Origin of the sequence: Dendronalium sp. ChiSLP03b, assembly GCF_034531165.2 — a bacterium.
In the GTDB taxonomy this organism is placed as follows: Bacteria; Cyanobacteriota; Cyanobacteriia; order Cyanobacteriales; family Nostocaceae; genus Dendronalium; species Dendronalium minutum.
In genome coordinates this window covers 17776-40633 of record NZ_JAVRBR020000036.1, presented here as the reverse complement: position 1 = coordinate 40633, position 22858 = coordinate 17776, and the positions used below count along the sequence as shown (strand labels likewise).

Genomic DNA, 22858 nt, shown 5'->3' with positions numbered 1-22858 from the left:
GAGTCATGTATTAGTAATTTAAGTTACTTATGTTACATTAATTAGGTTAGTAGCAATGACGCAGCTTACAAAGCAAAAACGCAAGCGCGGTATTATTCTGACACCTGAAGGATTACAAAAGCTGCAATTTGGGAAAATTGCCTTTGAAGACAAGGAAAATTACGGAAATAGATATACCCTTGAAGATTTAAGCGATCGCGTCGGCATAAATTCTGTTACTATTTCTAGGGTTTTATCTCGTGAAGAAGGAGTTGATAAAAAGTCACTTGAGCTTTTTTTCCAAGCTTTTGATTTACAGTTAGATAAAGCTGACTATACAAATTCAGACAAAACTCGACACCTAGATTGGGGTGAAGCAATTGGTGCATCGGTTTTTTATGGGCGTACAGAAGAAATCGCCACGTTAGAGCAGTGGATTTTGAGAGAACGCTGTCAGCTAGTGGCAATTTTAGGTATGGGGGGGATTGGTAAAACTTCTCTTTCTGTTAAGCTTGTAGAACAAATTAAGGAGAATTTTGAGTATATAATTTGGCGATCGCTACAAGACGCTCCACCAATAAATACCCTTTTAGCTAGCTTAATTCAATTTCTTTCTGATGAACGAGAAACAGAAGCAATTCTACCAGCAAGTATAGGTCAAAGAGTCACACGACTACTTTCTTATTTACAGCAACATCGTTGTTTGCTGATTCTAGATAATCTAGAGTCAATTTTACGCAGTGGTAGTCGGGCTGGACGTTATCGAGAGGGATACGAAGGATATAGCGAACTTTTAACACGGTTAGGAGAAACAGAGCATCAAAGCTGTTTAATACTAACAAGTAGAGAAAAACCTAAAGAAATAGCATCAATGGAAGGATATGCGTTATCCGTTCGTTCATTCATGCTAAAAGGTCTTTTGGCAAATGATGGTCAAGAAATTCTCAAAATTAAAGGGATATCTGCTGCTGATAATGAACTGAGAACATTAGTTGAGCGATATGGAGGTAATGCCTTAGCTCTAAAAGTAGTTGCAACAACTATTCAAGATTTATTCTCTGGTAATATTTCAGAATTTTTAAAACAAGATGCAGTTGTTTTCGGTGACATTTGGGATATCTTAGAACAACAGTTTGAACGTTTATCAAAATTAGAGAAAGAAATCATATATTGGCTGGCAATTAATCACGAGCCAATTTCTATTGCAGAATTACAAAAAGATATTATATCAGCACTACCATTACAAAAATTACTAGAAATTTTGGAATCTTTGGGGAGGCGGTCGCTAGTTGAGCGCAGCGAAGCACTCTTCACTCTCCAACCTGTAGTCATGGAATATGTAATTAATCGATTAGTAGAGCAAGTTTGTCAAGAAATTTTTACTAAAAATCTCGAAATTTTCAGATGCCATGCTTTGATGAAAGCGACTGCAAAAGACTATGTAAGAGAAAGTGAAATTCACCTCATCTTACAACCAGTTATAGAAGGACTGCTTGCTATCTTTAGAAGTAAAAAAACTCTAGAAAATCAGCTAACTCAAATTTTAGCAATCCTACGGGCAACATCTCCCTTAGAACAAAGTTATACGGCTGGAAATATTTTTAATCTGCTTTGCCATCTAGAAACCGATCTAAGTGGTTATGATTTCTCTGATTTAACTGTTTGGCAAGCAGACTTGCGGAATGTGAATTTGCACAATGCCAATTTCGCAAATGCTAATTTAGCTAAAAGTGTTTTTGCAGAAACACTCGGCGGTATTCATTCGGTGGCATTCAGCCCAGATGGGAAACTCCTGGCTACAGGGGATACTAATGGAGAAGTGCGCTTGTATCAAGTCGTAGATGGAAAACAACTGCACACTTACAAAGGACACACGGGTTGGGTCTGGCCTGTTACCTTTAGTCCCGATGGTCAAGTTCTCGCCAGCGGCGGTGATGATAAAACAGTCAAACTGTGGGATGTTAACTCTGGTCAATGTCTGACAACTTTACAGGGTCATAGCGGTGGTATTTGGTCAGTCACCTTCAGTTCAGATGGTCAGACGCTGGCCAGTAGTAGTGAAGATACAACAGTAAGGTTATGGGATGTCGGCACTGCTACTTGCCTTCATACTTTACAAGGAATGGGTAGCCAGGTGTGGACAGTAGCCTTTAGTCCAGGCGATCGCACACTTGCCACTGGAAATGACGACCAAACCGTAAAGCTATGGGATATCAGTACAAATCAATGCCTCAAGACCTTACAGGGACACACCCGTAGAGTCCAGTCTGTTGCCTTCAGTCCGAATGGTGAAATGTTAGCGAGTAGTTCTCACGACCAAACAGTGAAACTATGGGATGTTAATACTGGTAAATGCCTTAGTACTTTGCAGGGTCATACTGATTTGGTAAATTCTGTTGCCTTTAGTATGGATGGTTGTAACCTAGCAAGTGTCAGTGATGACCAAACGGTAAGGCTGTGGGATGTTAGCACAAGTCAATGCCTCAAGATTCTACACGGACATGACACCAGGGTGTGGGCAGTAGCCTTTAGTCCAGACAAACAAGTGCTGGCAAGTGCAAGTGATGACCAAACAGTTAGGCTGTGGGATATTAACACTGGTCGATGTCTTCGCGTCTTACAGGGTCGTACCAGTGGGATCTGGTCAGTCACCTTCAGTCCCAATGGTTGCATATTTGCTAGTGGCAGTAACGACCAAACATTGAGTTTGTGGGATGCCAATACTGGTCAACGGCTGAAAACTTGGCGCGGACACAGTAGTCGGGTGACATCAGTTTCTATTAGTCCAGATGGTAGCGTTCTTGCAAGTGCCAGTGAGGATCAAACAGTGAGGCTGTGGGATATCAGCACAAGTCAATGTTTTAAGACTTTGCACGGACACACTCATCGGGTCTGGTCTGTGTCCTTTAGCCCAGACGGTAAGACACTGGCTAGTGGTTCTCAAGACCAAACGATCGGATTGTGGGATATCAGCACTGGTCAATGTTTCAAGACCTTGCAAGACCACACCCATCGAGTGTGGTCTGTTGCTTTTAGCCCGGATGGTCAGTTGCTGGCCAGTGGTTCTCATGACCAAACAGTGAAGCTTTGGGATGTTAGCACTGAGAACTGCCTTAATACTCTCAACCATACTGACTGGATATGGTCAGTTAGCTTCAGTCCGGATGGTCGCACGTTAGCTAGTGGCAGTGGGGATCAAACGGTGAAGCTGTGGGATGTCAGTAATGGTAATTGTTTAGCAACTTTGCAGGGACATAAACAAGGTGTGTACTCAGTCGTCTTCAGTCCGGATGGTTGCATCTTAGCTAGCGGTAGTGGGGATCAAACAGTGAAATTGTGGGATGTCAGCACAGGCAACTGTATCAAAACTTTGTTAGGACATACTAAGTGGGTCTGGTCAGTTGCTTTTAGTCCTGATAATCAAACATTAGTTAGTGCTAGCGAGGATGCGACAATTAAGCTTTGGGATGTCAAAAGTGGTGAGTGTCTAGAAACTCTCAAAAGCCCCAGACACTACGAAGGTATGAACATCAATGGCGTTACAGGTGTAACTTTTGCAACTATCTCCACTCTCAAAGCATTAGGGGCGATTGAGTGTTGAGTAGAGACGCGATTAATCGCGTCTGTGCAAGAGTTAGAAATTTTATCTCTCCCAACCCTTCTCACGGTTTACAACCAGTGACAATACTCCAGTATCCAAAAGTCGGCTTAACTTCAATATTAGTAAAACCTGCATCCATCAGCATTGTTGATAACTCACGAGCTGAATATTGCTGACCCTCTGTCCACAAGAGCATGGCAATGTCATAAGCAGCAACAGCAGAAGAATTGAGTTTTTGGTCGTCGTAAAGCATTTCATGAATAATGATGCGGCCTCCTCTCTCCAAACTGTCAAAGCTTTTTTGAGTGAGAAAACGGCCTTTTTCTAGCGGCCAATCATGGTAGATATCAGAGTAAAAGTGGATATCGGCTGTGGGAAAAGGCTGACTCCACATATCACTCACTTGGGTTTTGATGCGACTTTGTAAGCCGTGGCGTATGACAAACTCTTGTGCTACTTCACATATAGGATCGAGATCCACAATCAGAGCTTGTAAGTTTGACCATTTCAAAGTTGCGTTAATAGCGTGAACGCCAGAGCCGCCACCGATGTCTAGCAAGAGCCTGTGTGCTGATAGATCGAGGACTTCTGGCCAAGCTTGCGCTGGCCCCAGATTACGGCTATGTATTGCATTGGTAAAAGCACGCGCCAAGTCAGCCTGCTTTTCATGGGTCTGGAAAAGTTTTTCACCAGAGTAAATTTGTGAGGAATTGGAAAGTACAGCTTTCTTGATGTTCTCGAAGGAGTACACAGAGGCGGTAGCAACTGTCAAGTCTAAGAAATCACCTAAATAAGTCGAGCTGCCTTCCAAAAGATAATCTTCTGCAAACGAGGTGAGTGAATAATAGTCATCTTGGACTTGCAAAAGTCCCAGAGAGACGCTCATTGCCAAAAGGGCTTTAGCCGGACGCTCATGAATTTTTAGTATCTCACAGACTTCTGTCAGAGTCCGTGGTTTTTCAGCTAGAAGTGGAAAGAGCTTAAGGTCATAGGCTACGAGGAAGGTTCCAAATCCAATATTGCCAGAGATAATATCCCAAAGTAGCTTTTCATCCGTCTTTGGTTTTTGAATGTCTACACAAGTGTGTTGATTCATCAAAATTCTCCTTATAGGGGATAGAGTCTTCATCAGGAATTAGATTTAATCAAAAGCTATTTTCTTAACGCACATTTCAGATGCTTTTAGTGCGTTGCGCTTCGCTATAACGCACCCTACTGGCATGGCAAGGCTAAAATGTTGCATTAAAAATCTCTGAAAAATTGAAGTTTAGACACATAATCGAATTTTTCTATTGCACTACTTTAGCCTTGACACGCCACTACTAAACTACTAAACTGCGATTTATTTAGTAGGTTAAAGATTGCTGTTTACGTTTCCGTAGCAATACTGCACTTACACCAAATACCAAGACTCCCAACACAGCAGAAGGTTCAGGGACAGATGCTTTTAAGAGAGCTGAAAATGCAAATCCTTCTATTAGCTTATGGGTGGCGGTTGTGGGATGGACTTCATCCCAAAACAAAAACTTATCTGGGATACATCTAATTGGTTGTGTAGGAATGTCGATAGGTACTACTGGTGAGTCTCCGATGCAAGAGTCGGTCACATTCGTAAAACCAAATTCTTCTGGATTAGCGATCGCCCGATCGAATAAGTCATTAACATCAACAGGGATAATGTTAATATCAGGGCTAAGCTTCTGGCTCAAATAGTTAAGGGACGCGGCCAAGCCGGAGTTATGTGTACTAATCAAACTACTGAGGTAGCTGAAATGACTATTACCCCCCGTAACCGGAAACTTTCCCAAATCTGGTAAGTTAACCACCATAATATCTTGAGCGCCAACAGCAGCAAGGGAGGTTATTGCTGCTGATAGATTTGCCACTGACTGAGTTGGGTTAGGAATGTTATTGAAAAAGTAATCAAGGTAATCATTGATGCCAGCCCACACTATATAAAGGGCGTTTGGGTCGGCAGACAGATGAGCTGTTGTAAAGTCATTTATCTGTTGCTGCAACCCTGGAAAAATCGGAAGTCCAACGTTCTCAAATCCCGTGGTAGCACCACCAAAAGCAAAGTTAGTGTTAGGATTAACAGTTAATTTCAGCTCGGAGGCAAGATATTCTACCCAAACTGGGCCATCAGAAAAACGTCCATTGAAGTAAGTTGGACTTGGGGGGATAGCGCCTGATGTCAAATTGAATACATTACCAGTATCAGAAAAGCTATCGCCAAAGACATAAATATCATCATAACTCTGTGCTGAGACTTTCAGCGGCAACATCAAAGATACCAGGAAAAATCCTGCTGCCAGAATTTGTTTTTGCATACTCAAAGACTGGAGATGTTTTAACAAAGAGCGAAGCTACGGTCTGAGGAATTTGTCAGTATCGAGTCAAGGTCAAGATGTGGAACGGAACCTAGCGCTACATCGCCCCAACGCATCACACTTGCAGAGGCAGCACCTGCTGCCCCCAAGCCATAGATGAGAACTAAGTCGTTTTCGTGAATTTTGTTCAACTGAGCAGCATAGTACAGATTAGCTACGGTGATTACTGGGCCGATGTTTGCATACTGGGGATAAAGATTGATTGTGCGCTCTATGTCAATGCCCAGTACTTGCGTGCAAAATTGTGCCGCCCAAGCAGTAGATGTATTAAAAATAAAAAAGTCAACTTGGTCAATAGTTACACCAGCGGCGGTAACTGCGCCCTCACAACACATCCGCAGTTGTCCGACAGCAGTTTCGCGGATTGCTTTATTGGCACTTTTGTCCATCCGCATATGTACCCTTGGATTACCCTGCTCGTCTTCTGTGAGTTTCGCAAAAAAAATGTCACATAGAGCCGCAGTATGAATGGTCTTTGTGCCGAGGATACCTTGGTTCGGTGCGAGCGAACTGACCACAAAAGCTCCAACACCGTCACTCATAAACCACGAGAGGGTATCGTCTTCATCAAAGAAGCGAGAGTAGGAACATGAAATGACTACTAACACATTGCGGTATTCTTGCGATCGCACCAAAGCACAGGCAGTTTCTAGCGCTACTGGAGTCACCCCACAGGCTGCATCAAGATTCCAAGCAGCACCCTGTAAGCCCAGCTGACGGGCTAAAAAAGCAGCATCGCCAAATCCGATTTTTTCCGGCCAAATCGAGGCGACGAGCATTAAATCAACTTCTTGAGGAGTTAGGTTTGCTGCGTTGAGAGCTTCACGAGCCGCACGTTCTTGTAGCATCAGTGGCGATTCATCTGGAGCAAGTACCCAACGTTGGACAGTGCCACGAAAAGGGTCTTGAAGATAGGGCAACATGTTTAAATCAAATTCGTTGCTGGGGCTGTTAGCAACTGAAAACAACTTTGCTAAACTTTTTTGCTCGGACTGAGCAATTAATTCGGGATATTTTTCTCTGTAGTAATCGTTTGTCCGCTTAATACTCGGCAAGCTGAATGCTAGCGATCGAATGCCTACTGGGTAACACACCATAAAAATCTCCTTTAATTCTTAGCGCCTTGTGAAATCAAACTAGAAATTCGAGTTCCAATCGGTGCAAGTCTGCTTGGGTCGATAACTATGTCAACCACAAACGGCCTGGTCGAAACCATCGCTAGCTCTAACGCTGCTTGGATGTCAGACTCTTTTTCCACACGGATGCCATCGGCTCCCATGCTGCGGGCGAGCATGACGAAATCTGCTTGCGGAATGTCTACATCCATATCTTTGTAACCCTGCATCTGTGAACCTTGATGGCACATGTTGTAGCGTCCATCGTTAAGCACAATCCAAACGGCAGGAATCTGGTAGCTGACAGCGGTGCTGACTTCATTGTTCATCAGCATGGCCCCATCCCCGACGATCGCCACAGCCTTACCTTGATGTGTTAGTGCTGCACCCACGACACTGGTAACGAAATGTCCCATAGCTCCGAAACCAGTGCTGACCCGAAAACGACCCGGTTTAGTAAATCGCAACAGATTAATTGCCCAAGCAAATGAGTTCCCGCCCTCAGCCATGACAATTGCATCACTTCCTTCAACGATGACTCGTTGCATGAGATTCATCAGTACTTCTGGTCGCACCAAGCTATCTTGATTGGGATTGATGGCACTTCGTTCAGGTCTTGTCAAAAACTGGATTTTTGACCGATGACGCTTAGGTAAGCGCTTGAGCAGAGCCTTGAGAAATATTCTCACTTCCGATTGAATGGCGAGTGTTTCAGCAGATGGATATGCAGTTCCTGGCACTTCTGGATCGATGTCTACATGCAAAAAGCCCCGCGATGGGATCATTGCGGGGTTCCAAAATGAGGTAAATTCGCCAAGACGCGTTCCGAGTACTAATGTCCGTAAAGGACGGGACTCCTGCATATACTTGAGAACTGACTCATGTCCAGCAAAACCGGTAACTCCCACAAATTGAGGATGATCCTCTGGGAAAATACCTTTAGCGCGTGGCGAACACATGACTCCTGCTCCCGTCCTCTCAGCCAACTGACGAATTTCCTTAGCCGCCAAGCGGGCACCAAAACCAACCCAGATGGCAAATGGCCCTTCTGACAACAGCTTTGCACATTCGGAAATTGCTTCTTCGCTGGCTGTTGGTGGAGTAAAACAGAGATTTACTGATGTTAAAGATGTCTCGACTAAATTTGTTTGGATGTTGGTAGGTATACTCAAGTGGGCTACAAAGCCATTTGGTTTGGCTAAGCCTTTGGCTAACCGTCGATAGACTTCTGGTAGTTCCTCACTAGATTCGAGAGTCGTTGCGTAATGGAACATTGGTTCCGAAGTAAAAATTCCAGCACTGGGCATGGTGTAATTGCTAGTTTCTTGGAGTGCCCACCGTCCCCGCTTCGGGGCTGAGGTAGAAGCTGAGATAAAAATTACTTTCGCATCTTCCCAGCGTGCAGCCAGTAAACCGGTGAGGGCGTTGGTGATTCCTGGCCCGGTTGTGGTGAATACGACGACGGGGCGATCGCTAGCAAAGTAGGCTTCTGTGGCTGCAAAAGCTGCGCCGGCTTCGTGACGAAAGTGGCGTAACTTAATAGCACTATGTTGTAGTGTGTACCATATCGGAGCGATCGCACCTCCCGATACACCAAACGCATATTCCACTCCTAAGTCTTCGAGCATTTTCACAATTGTAGAGGCCACTGAAATCGGGGCTGACTGTTGGCTATTGCTAGAAGATGTATCCAATGCCGTACTTGGTTGGATATCTGCAATAGATGATTTATTCAAAGGAAATGAAGATGGAAAGGAAGCAAAAGTCGTCTCTGGTAGTACTAACATGTTTGTTTTTTGCTCTAGATATTGAGGCATACAAGGATTGATAGGGTAATGGGTTGAACTCATATGAAGTTGCTAACTGTTAACCAAAGCTAACGCCGTGGTTTTAGCGTAGCGGTGAGACAGTCACAGTCTGGGTTTTTAGAGTGGCACAAAGTGCCCAAGTCCTTTTCTAGAGAAAATTAAAAAGTGCCCAAGTCCTTTTTTTTAGATAACTTTAATCCGAAAACCTTAGTCAGAACCTTATAGTAGATTGCAACTTCAAAATTCCATCGATATGAACTCTTTCGTTTTCATCTGTCATTTACACAATTTTGTTGGTGGCAAACTCTACATTCAAAATTTTCAACTACAAAAAGAGCAACTAGTAGAGGCGGAAATTTAATTTTAGAAATAACTTAGTTTAATTTTGTTAAATACTGTAAAATTACTCATTATTCTAATTAAATCATACAGTAACAATTGGTCAAAAAACTTCCTAGCTCATCATAATCTACTACTCATATTTTGTATCTATCTAAAGTACTAGTTACAAACGTATTCGCTTAAAGGTTAAGAAATGATTGTTGTAAGATTAAGATAAGAATCACAGCCCGGACACCCCAGAGATAGAAAAATTTTGATGCAATATAGCCTTGCTATTTCTCTGCTTAAACTAATTGACACGACTAATACAGATGTTATGAAACACGTGGCAAAAAACAAATAAACCAGATATTTCTTCATAATACAAACTTGTGTGCAAACCATTCATAGTTGATGAAATCAATCTTCAATCATTAGCAATTTGGCTTAACTAGTAATAAATTACTACCAAGAGATCTTAAGGTTTGACAAAATTCAAAAACTGCTTAGTCAGCTCATGTGTTTTATGAAAAGAAAAAATCTGGCGACTTCAAAGTTATCAATATTACCTTCTTATTTTAAATATATTTTAGAGATAATCTATCACACAAATTTGTAAAGAGATTTTTTCAGACATTGTGCAATACGCATATGCAAAGTAAATTATTCTGGCATGTTAAGTTGAATATCCAAATATTAAAAAGAAATTAGCTTTTTTTAAACAAACAAGTTAAAAAAGTTAATCTTACTACTGAATTTAAAAAAATTAAATTTTTATTTAATTTATATATAAAGTAAATATTACTTAATTTAGAGAATGTTAACATAAAGCACTTTCCTTTAAGAATTGTGTAAAAGTTCAAAGTCACAGGCTTCAAAGCAGTAAACCTAAGAGCGACTTTCATTCTGCTAAAATTAAGTCTCGCCATTTACCTCAATCTTGTCGATTCAAGATCGCAAACTTAAGAATCAACTTAAAGTTGTGCTGCAAAAAGTGAAGAATTTTGTTATCTAGACTACAAAAACCACATCAACAGTAATTACAGCAAATTTCAAGTTAGTGAAGTACCAAGCTAAGTCTCAAAGCCAGGCATAAAGCCTGTTTTACTTCTGAATTCTGAATTCTGCTGTAAGTCTTTAACCGGACACGATATCAAAACCTCAGCCCAATCATAAACAGAAGCGTGTTTGATAGGATGGGGTGAGGTTTTTGTGATGCAAATGAGAACCGCTATAATAGCCCTGCTGACTCATACAATCGTTTAACCATCGCTGTAATCTTTGCACCATAGTCCAAATCTGCTGACCAGCGCCCTGATAGCTGATCGATTAATGGGGCAATTCCACGGGTGACGAAGCGAAACCGTGGATCTACAACTTCGTTCACCAAGGGTTCTAGACTCGCGTAAGCTTTCAAGTGTTGAATGTGCGCCCTCACACCAATTCTGGCACTTTGAAAAGATGCAGCCTCAGAACCGCCACCAATTGCACCTAAGCCTGCGAAGTTATTTTGTTCGGGTCTAATATCGCCGCCAAAGCGTAAAAATCCAGTTTCTACACACATTTGGCAAAAAGCAATGTCATAGTTCACTCCCTCTGTGGCGGCTTCTTCTCGATAAAGTTTGGGGATGTCAGGAAATTTTACCAAAGCGTTTTCATTGTTGTTTCTCAGAAATAGTTGCAACTGCACTTCCGAAGTATTACCGTTCGATATCACTCGGTCAAATTGACCAGAACAAACTACCAAATTAGATCGCAAGCTAACAGTGCGAGTAGCAGCATCCCAGGCGATCGCAACATTAAAATCCCGCAGTTCCACGGCTTTGACATATACTACTTTCCGATAGGTAATACGATTGACATTAGGCGCTTTTGACAAGTCAATCCGCAAGCGATCCACTAAATCAATGGGGATGTAAGCATTACCATTAACTAAGACTCCTTGCTCCGAGTAATTTTGCCCATTGATATTGATATTGATTGCCGGATAATTCGGTTCCGCAGGAGTTCCAGGATTGGGGTCAATTACACGACTCCAAGAGGCCAGACCATCAGCAATACCCAAAGCAAAATCCCGGCGACGAGTTTGCAGCAAAAACCGATCCTCGGGACTGCTGAGAAATCCGACTTGCATCGCCAATGCAGGTAGCGTTGTCTGGCGACAGAATGCTAAACGACCTAATCCACTATCTGTATCTGGCTTGACTCCCCGATTAGGCAATTGGGGTACGCGACGCAACAGCCCTACTAGCAGCAGTTCGCCATTACTCTTGCGTTCGCTGTTATTAGCAATGTAGTAAACACCAGCCCCACGTACAGAAGGACTGTTAGCTGCATCTGCCTGAATTTCTAAAGCTACATCGCCCCGACGACCACGAGAATTAATCCAATTGAGCGTGTCTGCGGCGCTTAGATCGTCGGGAACTGCTAAAATTTCAAAACTCCGCGCCCTCAATTCCGTCACAATTAAATCCCGTAGCAGAATCATCTCCCTCGCTTCGGTTGTACCACCCGCGATCGCGCCTGGGTCAATTCCTCCTGCTTCTTTGCCTCCGTGAGCCGCTGAAATAAAAATACGCCCCATCTACAGTATTTCCTCTGATAAAATTAAGGGTAAGCAATTCTATACATAATTAGTCGCTTAGCAACAACAATATAATAGCGATCGGAAGTCCTTTATCATTTGTCCTTTGTTATTTCTCTAAATTGAAGAGGAAGATGACGAAGACAAGTGAGAAATAATAACTCTTGTACAGATGCGATTAATCGCGTCTCTACTTCTGCCTCCTAATATGCAAATTCCCCGCTTACACCCAGACACAATTGAGGAAATTAAACAACGTGCTGATATCGTAGATGTGGTATCAGAACACGTCCTTTTACGCAAACGGGGTAAAGATTTTGTCGGGTTATGCCCCTTTCACGATGAAAAAAGCCCCAGTTTTACAGTCAGCCAAACAAAGCAAATGTATTATTGCTTCGGCTGTCAAGCCGGGGGAAATGCCATTAAGTTTTTGATGGACTTGGGGAAACGCTCTTTTGCGGAAGTGGTGCTGGACTTAGCGCGGCGTTACCAAGTAAGCGTGCAAACTCTCGAACCCGAACAACGGCAAGAATTGCAGCGTCAGCTGTCTTTGCGCGAACAGTTGTATGAAGTTCTCGCTTCAACGGCACAGTTTTATCAACATGCCCTCAGACAATCCCAAGGACAAAAGGCAAGCCACTATTTGCGATCTAACCGCCGACTGAAAGAAGAAACCATTCAGCAGTTTGGCTTGGGTTATGCCCCCACAGGCTGGGAAACTCTCTACCGCTATTTAGTGGAAGATAGACACTATCCGGTGCAACTGGTAGAAAAAGCGGGATTGATTAAATCGCGCAAAGAAGGGGGCGGTTATTATGATGTGTTCCGCGATCGCCTAATGATTCCCATCCGCGATGTGCAAGGGCGCGTCATTGGTTTTGGGGGCAGAACTCTCACCGATGAACAACCCAAATATCTCAATTCACCAGAAACCGAACTTTTTAGTAAAGGTAAAACTTTATTTGCCCTCGATCTAGCCAAAACAGGAATTTCTCAACTCGACCAAGCAATCGTGGTAGAGGGATATTTTGATGCGATCGCTCTCCACGCTGCTGGTATTACTAACGCTGTCGCCTCTCTCGGTACTGCCCTCAGTTTGGAACAAGTACGGCTGGTATTACGCTACACCGAATCGAAGCAGTTGATACTCAACTTTGATGCCGATAAAGCTGGGACAAATGCTGCCGAACGTGCGATCAGCGAAATTGCTGATTTAGCATACAAAGGCGAAGTTCAACTCAAGATTCTCAACTTGCCCAATGGCAAAGATGCCGATGAATACTTGCATACCCATACGCCAGAAGATTACGGGGAATTGTTGGCAAATGCCCCACTTTGGCTTGATTGGCAGATTCAACAAATCATTAAAGACCGCGATTTAAGACAGGCTACTGATTTTCAGCAAGTAACTCAACAGTTAGTCAAATTACTTAAAAATATCACCAACAGCGACACGCGTAACTATTACGTTTCTTATTGTGCCGAAATACTCAGCTTAGGGGATAGCAGACTGATACCTCTAAGAGTAGAAAATTTGCTCACTCAAATTGCTCCAACTGCGGCAATCTCCATAAAACCTTTACCAGGTAGGAGAGAGTGGAATGGTGGAAGACGTTCCCAGTCACGCCAGTTCGCTCAACGGGGGGAACCCCCGCACGCGACTGGCTCCTCAATCCCCACTAGCGATGGCTTTGCCAACGCCAAGGGCGATCGCGGCCTTTTAGATTTGGCAGAAGCTTTATTGTTGCGGATTTATTTGCATTGTCCCGAACAGCGCCAAGTTATTATGGCAACTTTGGATGAGCGAGATTTGGAATTTAGTCTTTCTCACCATCGATATTTGTGGCGACAGATTTTAGAGTCAACGGGGGAGCAAGTTGATTTAATCTCAAGTCTGCAAGACAGATACTTAGAATTGTCTGAGGAAATCGACTTTGTTTCTCATCTGTTTCATCTGAATGAGAAAAGCAAAAAAGAAATACTTCGCACTCCGCAAGTGATTCAAGCTGCGATCGCTTGCATGGAACGAGTGTTGCGTGAAAAGCGCTATCGTCACTTTCTAGAATTGTGGCAGGAAACCGATCCAGATGTAGAACCAGAACGATGGCAATCATATTATCAAGCATTCTATGCCGAAAAACTGCGACTTCAAGAACTAGACCGCCAGCGGCAATTTTCTATCATTGACTTGTTGTAGTCTGGGCATAGGGCATATCTAAATCAAACCAATTGCTGATTTTGGCAACTTGGCCTCAGTGGTTAAAACTTGCGAGCGTTTCTGCAAATTTATAACTAAAGTAAGATATTTAAACTTACCTTAGACAGTTATTTTGAGTAAGGCTAATACTATTTTGGATTTTAGATAATGAAATATTTATACTAAGTCCGGTTAATTAGTTCTAATTCAAAATTTTATGTATAAAATTCTGCAAAAAGCTCGTAACAAACTCACAAAAAAGATTGATACAATCCCATTTATACGATATTATGCTGAGCTTGCTTATCAAACAGAATTAGAAAAACATATTTCAAATCTGCCTATTATTTCAATAAGCGACCTTGATTTAGTCAATAAAATCAAACATGAAGGGGTCGTAATTACTTCATTAGAAAACTTAAAAATCTCCTCTAATTCTAAATTATTTCAAGCAGCAGAAAATCTTATACCAAAAATATCACCAAGTATTTCCGCTCGTAAAAATGATTTTACTATTCATGCTAGTTCTCAGCAAATCATGGAGTATCCAGAAATTTTTTTGTGGGGACTCGAAGAACGTTTACTCAATATTGTAGAAAATTATCTTGGTCTATCAGTAGCTTATCATGGTGCATATTTTCGTAGAGATATCGCCAATCAAATAGAGCAAGGCTCAAGGCTGTGGCATATAGACAAAGAAGACCGCAAAGTACTAAAAATTATAGTTTATTTAAATGATATTACTGAAGATAAAGGCCCCTTTCAATATATTCCACAGGCTTTAACTGCAAAATTAGTTCAATCTTTGAAATATACATCTGGCTACATTCGCGACCAAACTTTCCAAGGAGTTGTATCCCCAGCAAACTATAAATCGTGTACTGGAGTTGCAGGCACAGTAATTTTTGCTGCTACTAGTAGTATCTTTCATCGGGGTAAGCCACCTGTAGTTGCAGATAGATTTGCTATTTTTTTTGATTACACTTCTAGACGACAAAAACAGTTATTTTATTGCAACTCTTCTCTGCCATATAATGATTTGCTATTAATAGCAAAGAATCTTTCAAAACAACAAAAAGACTGTATTTTTTGGCAAAATAGTTAACGATCAATGGTCAACAGTCAACTCAGTGCGGACAACTCCAGCACGTTCGTGACGAGCTAGCAATTTGACTGTACTACCAAGAGGCGCACGTATTACCCATTCCACTTTTGCGCGGTCTTGGGTGGGGTCACTCTGCCTCCTAGCTTACGGTGTACACACAAGTTGGAAACACCTTATCCACAAAAGATTTGATTTTGGTAGGGTGCGTTATCGCGCCAGCGTAACGCACCGTCAATGATGTTCGGTGCGTTAGGACTTACGTCCATAACGCACCCTACTGGCGTGGCAAGCCTTAAGAAGAGTTGAAACCTATGCTGGTCATACTTGTGTGTACACCGTAGGCCTCATAGCAGGGGCTGGGATTGCTTCTCTTCGAGACGCTCCGCGAACGCTTTGCTCGCAATGACTGTAAATATTTTTGTTCGACTACTTATCAAAGACTCGTCCGCGAATATCAAAGACTCTCGCGCGAGTATCAAAGACTCGTCCGCGAATATTAAAGACTCGTCCGCGAATATCAAAAACTCTCGCGCGAGTATCAAAGACTCATCCACGAATATCAAAAACTCTCGCGCGAGTATCAAAGACTCGTTCGCGAGTATCAAAGACTCATTCACGAGTATCAAAGACTCATTCACGAGTATCAAAGACTCGTCCGCGAGTATCAAAGACTCGTCCGCGAGTATCAAAGACTCATCCACGAGTATAAAAGACTCATTACAGCAATTTTCATTTACTTAAATCCCACTCTTGCTTTCTTCTCTGCGCCTTTGCGCCTTTGCGTGAGACAAAAATCTTTCAGGAATTACGAATTACCCTATCAAGACTTGCACTCACACTTTCAGCATCCGGTGACTTCAATCGCTGCAAAATCTCTAAAGCTGGTTGCAAATAGGATATCGCTTTAGTGTATTCACCCTGCTGTTCTGCCAAATGTCCTAACCACCACAGAGTCATTGCTTTGCCTTGGACATCACCAATGTGTTCTTTTATTGACAAAGACTGATTGAAAAGTGCGATCGCTTCATCCACTTCCCCTTTGTTGGCGTAGAGAATTCCCCGTTGGTGCAACGTCGCCGCTTTGCCTTGAACATTTCCAATGCGTTGAGTTATTTCCAAAGACTGATTGTAGAGTGCGATCGCACTTCTGTACTCAGAATTTTGAGAAAGCGATCGCTCGGCATAGATCCTGATTCTCTCACCTGAATTGCTGTCAAAATTCATTTATAAAATAAAGATGTACTAATAACTGAGGAAGAGTAAACCCATCATGCTAGAGTACAATCCATTAGCTTGCTTGCCTTCATCTGAGGAACTACCAGACTCTGACGATACCCCAGTGGATAACGAATTACAAGATTTGATTCCCGGTTTACTCAAAGTTATCTTAGCGATGGTTTGGGCAGAACGGATGGATTGGTTTTTTGGTATAGATATGGGGATTTATCATGACCCAGATTTGCCAGCGATCGTCCCAGATGGGTTTTTGAGTCTGGGCGTAGAGCGATTTTATGATCAAAACCTCCGCCCTAGTTACGTGCTTTGGGAAGAAAAGAAACTACCAGTATTAGTGCTAGAGGTAGTATCTCAGACATATCGCGGTGAGTACTCCACCAAAAAAGCAGAGTACTCAAGATTGGGAATTTTGTATTATGTGGTTTACAACCCATTTCGTCGCCGCAAGCCTCGTTTAGAAGTTTACAAATTAGTGAATAATGTTTATGAATTACATGATGGGAATCCTGTTTGGCTACCAGAGATTGGTTTAGGAATTGGCATAGAACAGGGAACTTATCTAGGCATACCAAGGGAGTGGATGTATTGGTATAACCAAGAAGGGCAACGGTTTTTAACACCAGAAGAAGAAAAAAAACTTGCTCAACAAGAGGCACAGCAAGCTAAACAAGAAGCGCAGCAAGCAAAGCAACGCGCCCAATTATTAGCCCAAAGATTAAGATCGCTTGGCATAGATCCTGATTCTCTGTCCTGAATTACGAATTACGAATTACCCTATCAAGGCTTGCACTCATACTTTCAGCATCTGGTGATTTCAATCGCTGCAAAATCTCTAAAGCTGGTTGCAAACTAGGATATCGCTTTAGTGTATTCACCCTGCTGTTCTGCCAAACCTCCTAACCACCACAGAGTCATTGCTTTGCCTTGGAGATTACCAATGCGTTCATTTATTTCCAAAGACTGATTGAAAAATGCAATCGCTTCATCCACTTGCCCTTTGTTGGCGTAGAGAATTCCCAGACAGTGCAACGTCGTTGCTTTGCCTTGGACATCTCCAATGCGTTCTTTTATTTCCAAAGACTGGTTGTAGAGTGCGATTGCTTGCTCCACCTCCCCTTTGTTGGCGTAGAGAATTCCCAGTTGGCTTAACGTCGCCGCTTTGCCTTTGACATTACCAATGCGTTCAGTTATTTCCAAAGACTGATTGTAGAGTGCGATCGCATCATCTACTTCCCCTTTGTTAGCTTTCATTATCCCCAAACAATGATAAATTGATGCTAATTCTTGTTGGTCTTCTGCGGGACAAAGATTTAAAGCTTGTTGATAATAGTTTAATGCTCGATCAACCTCACCTATTTGGTGTTCACAATAAGCAATCTCTCTCAGAACAATATGGTTTTTAGTAATTTCTAAGGTTGATTTGCACAAATGTATTGCTTCCCGAAATCGACTTTTATTCCGCAAGTGTCCCGCCAATGAATTACCCATTTTCCCCGCGATATTTTCATCCTTCCCCAGCATCCCCAAGCGATGAATTTCTAAACTTTGTGCTTCTGTGGCACCTTCCGCCTCTTCCCACCACAGGCGATACAAAATTTGTGCAGCTTGTTTATACAACTCTTCACCCTTGGGGTTTTCTGGAAACTCTAGCAACGGTGACAAAATCCGGGGAACACGATACAACCTCTCTGTGTTGTTGGTAAGGGTAACTTCCAACAAACCCAAAATTTCAGCGCGTTGAATATGACTTTCCCAACTTGAGATATCCTCACAAATCGGGTCAATAGCAGCTTGAGGAACAGGTAACTCATACACCAACAACTTCCCCAGCATTTGACGCAAAGCTGGAGTTTGCTGCTTCAGCAATTCCTCAGCCAAAATATCCTCACGAAATTCCTTTTCCTTATCTGCCATCTTTTGCAGAATCATCTCAACTCCCCTCTCCGCTTCCGGCGACTTCGGGGAATTTTGCAAAATCTTATCTAACCATTCCAACAGCCGAGGATTTCCATCTGCTGCTTGTTTGGCACGTTCCGGCAAATCTGGCTGAAATTGCCAACTGCCATTAAACGAATCCAGACGATTATACTTTTTAATTAAATCTGCCCCAGCCAAAGCCGCCAGAGGTTCGCAGTACAGACGATGATTCAGTTCCGACAATTGAAAATCGTAGCGACAGGTAATAATTACCTTGTGGGGAAGTTGGGAATTTTGAATCGCCTTCAGCAACGCCAGCAGTACATCCACAACTTGTGGTTGCAAGACATAAACCCCATTTCGTAATTCCAAATTAGCCTCAAAATCATCCAGCACAAAAACAAAGCGCTGTTCTTTGGTATTCAGTCCTTCAGTGAAAAACTTGGTGAGGCGCTGCATCAAGGGTAACTTGCCATTGAGAATATCATGCCCCCGTTCCGAGGTACATTGTTCAGCAAGGGTTTTGAGCAGTTTGTCCTCATCCAATTGCCGAAAGTTCACCAGCCTGTGATAGCCAACCATCCTTTCCAGAAGTCGCGCCGTCACAGTACTCTTACCCACACCCCCCATTCCGTGAATTAGTACCCCTAATGAAGTGCGAATAGCTTTGAGACAACGTTGCAAAGTCCGCCGTCTGCCAACAAACTCAGAGGGTTTCGCCACCCGCACCTGTTGGGTATCGGGGTCTAAAAACTGTTCGTAAGCAGGTTCCGGCGCAGAGGGTGGCAAATCTCCCCACACTTCCACCAATGCACCGGGACATTCTCCCTGGACATATAATCGCAACAAATGCCAGTCACGCACTTTCTGTTTAAACAACTGCTGGTAAGTGCTAGCGAGTGCTTCAGCTAATTGATATCCGGCTGCCAATTTGCCGTAGAGGTGCGCGGCGGCAGCTGTGGCTGTCCGATCTTCCACAGGCCGCCCCCAACTTAAAACCGCCCTAGCCCCTTGGGCAATTAGCGCCTCAGCCATAGAAGGGACAGCACCTTTATCTGGTGCTTGTCCAGTCCGACAACCAGATAAAAACACCAACTTGGGAAAGCGAAACCGGAAGACTTCGGCCAGTTCTGCGGCTGTGGTTTCGTGGCGTTCCCCAATTTCCGTCTCAGTGATAAAGTAAGGCGTGTAAGGTGCTTCATCTTTAATTGAGGCGTGTCCTGTAAGGTGAAACACATCAAAGTCATCAAGATAGCGACTCCACACCTTACCCAACTCGCTAACGCAACCGCTTTCTTCCACCCGCAAATCTACAGCAAAATCTCGCGTATCTGCCAGAATTCTCGCCTCTTCTTGTTCAAACTCTAACTTTGGTTCCACATCTTCCGGGTCGGTTGCCATAAACAATACTCGCAATTGTCGTGGTTCCACAGAAAACCCTGCCGTTTCTTTCTCAATCCAGCGCAGAGGTAACACCACTGGATTAACCCGCTTGACCAAAAAATCCTCACCATCATGCAGCACTTCCCAAGGTAGATGTGCCAGTTTTTGCTCGGTATCAATGGCAATTACCAACCCCTCACCGCGACAGTTAGCAATTCCCCGACTCAACCACCGTCCATCCCCATCCAACCAAAAAAATAACTGCTGCCCGATTCCTAGCAAATTGGGCAGCAGTTTATAGTAATTTCGTTCACCTTGCTTGAGAAAATCAGCGATTTCTGCTAATTTCAGGCGACGTGATTCATAGTCCTTTATTTGAGGTAGCCAATACCTGAGTTCAACTGTTTCCTGCGTACTTTCCCGAAGTTGAATGCGGATAGTTTGCACTTTATTTGCTGAGAGATTTGAGGATTTCCGTGATTTCCTCTATAGTAGCTTCTTCGAGTAAAATCCTGTTGCCTGTATCAGGGTCAAGAATTACTACATCAAATTGCTTCCCTGGATGGGATTTATGCCATTCTTGATACCATTTGCGAATTTGTTCAGCTAAAGTAGCAACACCGCCAACAATGCCGATAATGGTAGCAATGGCGGCGAGAGTTCCCTCTCTTTGCGTCGGAACTTCGTAGTTTCCCGATATTCCAGGAATTGCTAGCAAAGCCTCGGCTGCTGCTGGTGCGTCTTCACCTTCAATTCCCACTTGAATTTCTGCCATAAAGTTATCTGCGAATTTATACAGTATTTTTATCTCACGCAAAGGCGCAAAGACGCGAAGAAAAAAGCATTTCTAAATTATTTACTTTGTGTTGTATCAATTGTCTAAAATAAAACAACAGACGCAAACTTGAGAGGTTGTTTGAAAAGTATTTGGCTGTGATTTTAAGCACTTATTGATCCCCCCTAACCCCCCTTGAAAAAGGGGGGAAACTTCTTAAAGTCCCCCTTTTGAAGGGGGATTTAGGAGAATTTAAAAATATTCAATACATCACGCGGGACTTTTAAAACATCCTCTTAAACCCAGATTTAATCTGACTTTCTTAATTTTTAATTTTTAATTAATATGTCTCTTGCCCCTTGGCGAAGTGCGATCGCCCATGCCCTCCATCGCAACCGCAGCCTTGTTTATGCCCGTTATCTACAACTGGCAACAATACGGCCAAACGGTCGTCCTGCTAATCGGACTGTAGTTTTTCGCGGCTTTCTGGAAGATACCAACCAGCTAAAATTTGTCACCGACAGCCGTAGCGAAAAAGCAGACCAGATACAGCAACAACCTTGGGCAGAGATTTGCTGGTACTTTCCCAATACACGAGAACAATTCCGCATCAATGGCTATTTAACTTTAGTAGAAAGTGATAATTACCCTACTCTACAGTCAGCGCGCATCACAAGCTGGCAAGAACTGAGTGATGCAGGTCGTTTACAATTTGCTTGGCCCCATCCTGGGAAACCTAGAGTCGAAGCACCAGAAGCCTTTGCACCACTAGCACCCGACCCCATGCAACCAGTAGCAAATTTTTGCCTACTGCTACTCGATCCCGTGCAGGTAGATCGTTTGGAATTACGGGGCGAACCACAAAATAGAAGAGTTTACAACCGTGATGAAAATCAACAGTGGTCTTGTGAAGATATTAATCCTTAGTTAAGGAAGAATCTCAACAACTGTGCCTTTTTGTACCCATTGATATAGTTCATCTACATCTTTATTTTTCAGGGAAGGGCAACCTAAAGTCCAATTGTTGCGATCGTCAATTATCTGATCTGCGCCAACAGGCACACCATGTATACCGACTTGGCCGCCAATAGGAAGATGCCAAGCTAGCTTACCACTAGTCTTAGCCTGAAAATACTTTCGCCAAGATTGGGTATTGGGATAATCAAGCCACAGGAACTTTGACCATTGCGAGTGGGGATAAAGGTCTTTGATTCTCAGAATACCCTCTGGAGTTTTGCTGTCCCCTTCTGCTTGCTTATCGCCTACAGGGTTATTGCCAAAAACCACTGGGTAGGACTTGAGAGGTTTTCGGTCATAGTACAGAGTCAGCCTGTGTTTAGATTTCTCGATCAGAAGAGATATTTTCTTTTTATCGTTAACCTTTGTAATTAACTGTTCAATAGGCTGGTCGTAATTCAATAATTGGTTCCCAGCGAGGAGAGTATGAAACTGTGGTTCAAGCTGACAATCTTGAGTACATAACACTTGAGGTATTTGCCCCAGTGAAACTATCAACCCTAGTCGAACTAAAAGCAAATAGAATAAAGAGCCACTTACCAGCACCAGAAGGATAGTTATTATTTTCTGACGAGTTTTACTAGGTGGCTCTTTTGTCATTGCCCTGAATTTGTCGCAGCTAAATACCAGCACCATCTAGAAACTGCTGTATTGCCTTATCCCTAAGACTACACACAGGAGCTTCTTGTGATAAATCACCTTCTTTAGTAGCTATAGAACCTACTAATACAGGAGTTTTTTCATGAGAATTTAGGCGCTGTAGATTTTCTATTTGTTGTTCTAGCAACTCAATGCGGTCAACTAAAGCGCGAATTACTTCAGCTTCCGAGTCTGGTAAGTTGTTGTGTTCTAGGGGGGCAACCCGCACTCCAGAACGATAGATAATGCGACCAGGTACACCTACTACTGTGCAACTCGAAGGCACATCTCTCAGCACAACTGAACCTGCACCGATACGGACATTGTTGCCAATTTGGATATTTCCTAGTACCTTCGCTCCAGCCCCAACTACAACATTTTCACCCAAAGTGGGATGGCGCTTGCCGCATTCTTTACCAGTCCCCCCAAGGGTAACACCTTGATAAATCAGTGCATAGTCGCCCACGATCGCAGTTTCACCAATGACCACACCCATACCGTGGTCAATGAACACACCATACCCAATTGTTGCGCCTGGGTGGATTTCAATTCCAGTCAAAAACCGAGCTATGTGAGAAATCAAGCGGGGGATAAAGGGAAGACCGATATCATACAGCCAGTGAGCTAGCCTATGGAATAGCAGGGCTTGTAAACCGGGGTAACAAAACAAGACCTCCAACCAATTACGAGCAGCTGGGTCACGTTCAAAGATGATACGAAAGTCAGCACGGAGTGTAGATAGCACGAGATAGTACCCTCGGAAAGCAAAACGAGCTACTCTCTCATCTTAT

At 43.1% G+C, this 22858-nt stretch carries 15 protein-coding genes; 5 read left to right on the top strand and 10 right to left on the bottom strand.

What is annotated here, in order from left to right:
* Nucleotides 1–55 precede the first annotated feature (55 nt).
* On the top strand, nt 56–3580 hold the full coding sequence (locus RMY31_RS08510; protein WP_409877769.1) for an NB-ARC domain-containing protein: 3525 nt from the start codon (nt 56–58) through the stop codon (nt 3578–3580).
* 61 nt (nt 3581–3641) lie between these two features.
* On the opposite strand, the gene RMY31_RS08505 is transcribed toward RMY31_RS08510, so the two are convergent.
* The 5 genes from RMY31_RS08505 to RMY31_RS08485 form a co-directional block, all read right to left on the bottom strand.
* The gene (locus RMY31_RS08505; protein WP_409877767.1) at nt 3642–4676 is read right to left on the bottom strand and encodes a methyltransferase; all 1035 of its coding nucleotides are present in this window, start codon (nt 4674–4676) and stop codon (nt 3642–3644) included.
* Nucleotides 4677–4926: 250 nt separating this feature from the next.
* Nucleotides 4927–5910, bottom strand: a complete 984-nt coding sequence (locus RMY31_RS08500; protein ID WP_409877765.1) for an SGNH/GDSL hydrolase family protein — start codon at nt 5908–5910, stop codon at nt 4927–4929.
* Between the two features lie 20 nt (nt 5911–5930).
* Nucleotides 5931–7067, bottom strand: a complete 1137-nt coding sequence (locus RMY31_RS08495; protein WP_409877763.1) for a 3-oxoacyl-ACP synthase III family protein — start codon at nt 7065–7067, stop codon at nt 5931–5933.
* 11 nt (nt 7068–7078) lie between these two features.
* Complete coding sequence (locus RMY31_RS08490) at nt 7079–8872, bottom strand: ScyA-related TPP-binding enzyme (protein ID WP_409877795.1); 1794 nt, start codon at nt 8870–8872, stop codon at nt 7079–7081.
* A gap of 1573 nt (nt 8873–10445) precedes the next feature.
* The gene (locus tag RMY31_RS08485) at nt 10446–11798 is read right to left on the bottom strand and encodes an N-acetylmuramoyl-L-alanine amidase (RefSeq protein ID WP_409877761.1); all 1353 of its coding nucleotides are present in this window, start codon (nt 11796–11798) and stop codon (nt 10446–10448) included.
* Between the two features lie 208 nt (nt 11799–12006).
* Between RMY31_RS08485 and dnaG the strand changes: the two genes are divergently transcribed.
* Both dnaG and RMY31_RS08475 read left to right on the top strand, forming a co-directional pair.
* Complete coding sequence (gene dnaG / locus RMY31_RS08480; RefSeq protein ID WP_409877794.1) at nt 12007–13995, top strand: DNA primase; 1989 nt, start codon at nt 12007–12009, stop codon at nt 13993–13995.
* Between the two features lie 217 nt (nt 13996–14212).
* The gene (locus RMY31_RS08475; RefSeq protein WP_409877759.1) at nt 14213–15100 is read left to right on the top strand and encodes a 2OG-Fe(II) oxygenase; all 888 of its coding nucleotides are present in this window, start codon (nt 14213–14215) and stop codon (nt 15098–15100) included.
* 798 nt (nt 15101–15898) lie between these two features.
* Here RMY31_RS08475 and RMY31_RS08470 read toward each other — a convergent pair.
* A complete protein-coding gene (locus RMY31_RS08470; RefSeq protein ID WP_409877757.1) occupies nt 15899–16324 on the bottom strand; it encodes a tetratricopeptide repeat protein in 426 nt (141 codons plus the stop codon).
* A 46-nt stretch (nt 16325–16370) separates the two neighbouring features.
* Between RMY31_RS08470 and RMY31_RS08465 the strand changes: the two genes are divergently transcribed.
* Nucleotides 16371–17090 (top strand): Uma2 family endonuclease, encoded by a 720-nt coding sequence (locus RMY31_RS08465; RefSeq protein ID WP_409877755.1) that lies wholly within the window; start codon nt 16371–16373, stop codon nt 17088–17090.
* Between the two features lie 95 nt (nt 17091–17185).
* Here RMY31_RS08465 and RMY31_RS08460 read toward each other — a convergent pair whose 3' ends face one another.
* Both RMY31_RS08460 and RMY31_RS08455 read right to left on the bottom strand, forming a co-directional pair.
* Nucleotides 17186–20083 (bottom strand): tetratricopeptide repeat protein, encoded by a 2898-nt coding sequence (locus tag RMY31_RS08460; protein WP_409877753.1) that lies wholly within the window; start codon nt 20081–20083, stop codon nt 17186–17188.
* A 1-nt stretch (nt 20084) separates the two neighbouring features.
* Nucleotides 20085–20411, bottom strand: a complete 327-nt coding sequence (locus RMY31_RS08455; protein WP_409877751.1) for a hypothetical protein — start codon at nt 20409–20411, stop codon at nt 20085–20087.
* A 345-nt stretch (nt 20412–20756) separates the two neighbouring features.
* Between RMY31_RS08455 and RMY31_RS08450 the strand changes: the two genes are divergently transcribed.
* Entirely contained in the window at nt 20757–21338 is a 582-nt protein-coding gene (locus RMY31_RS08450) for an Npun_F5749 family FMN-dependent PPOX-type flavoprotein (RefSeq protein ID WP_409877749.1), read from the top strand.
* On the opposite strand, the gene RMY31_RS08445 is transcribed toward RMY31_RS08450, so the two are convergent.
* Together RMY31_RS08445 and cysE are read right to left on the bottom strand one after the other, a co-directional pair.
* Nucleotides 21339–22028: a murein L,D-transpeptidase family protein gene (locus RMY31_RS08445; RefSeq protein WP_409877747.1), complete on the bottom strand. Its 690-nt coding sequence runs from the start codon at nt 22026–22028 to the stop codon at nt 21339–21341.
* 19 nt (nt 22029–22047) lie between these two features.
* Entirely contained in the window at nt 22048–22812 is a 765-nt protein-coding gene (cysE, locus tag RMY31_RS08440) for a serine O-acetyltransferase (protein WP_409877744.1), read from the bottom strand.
* Nucleotides 22813–22858 lie beyond the last annotated feature (46 nt).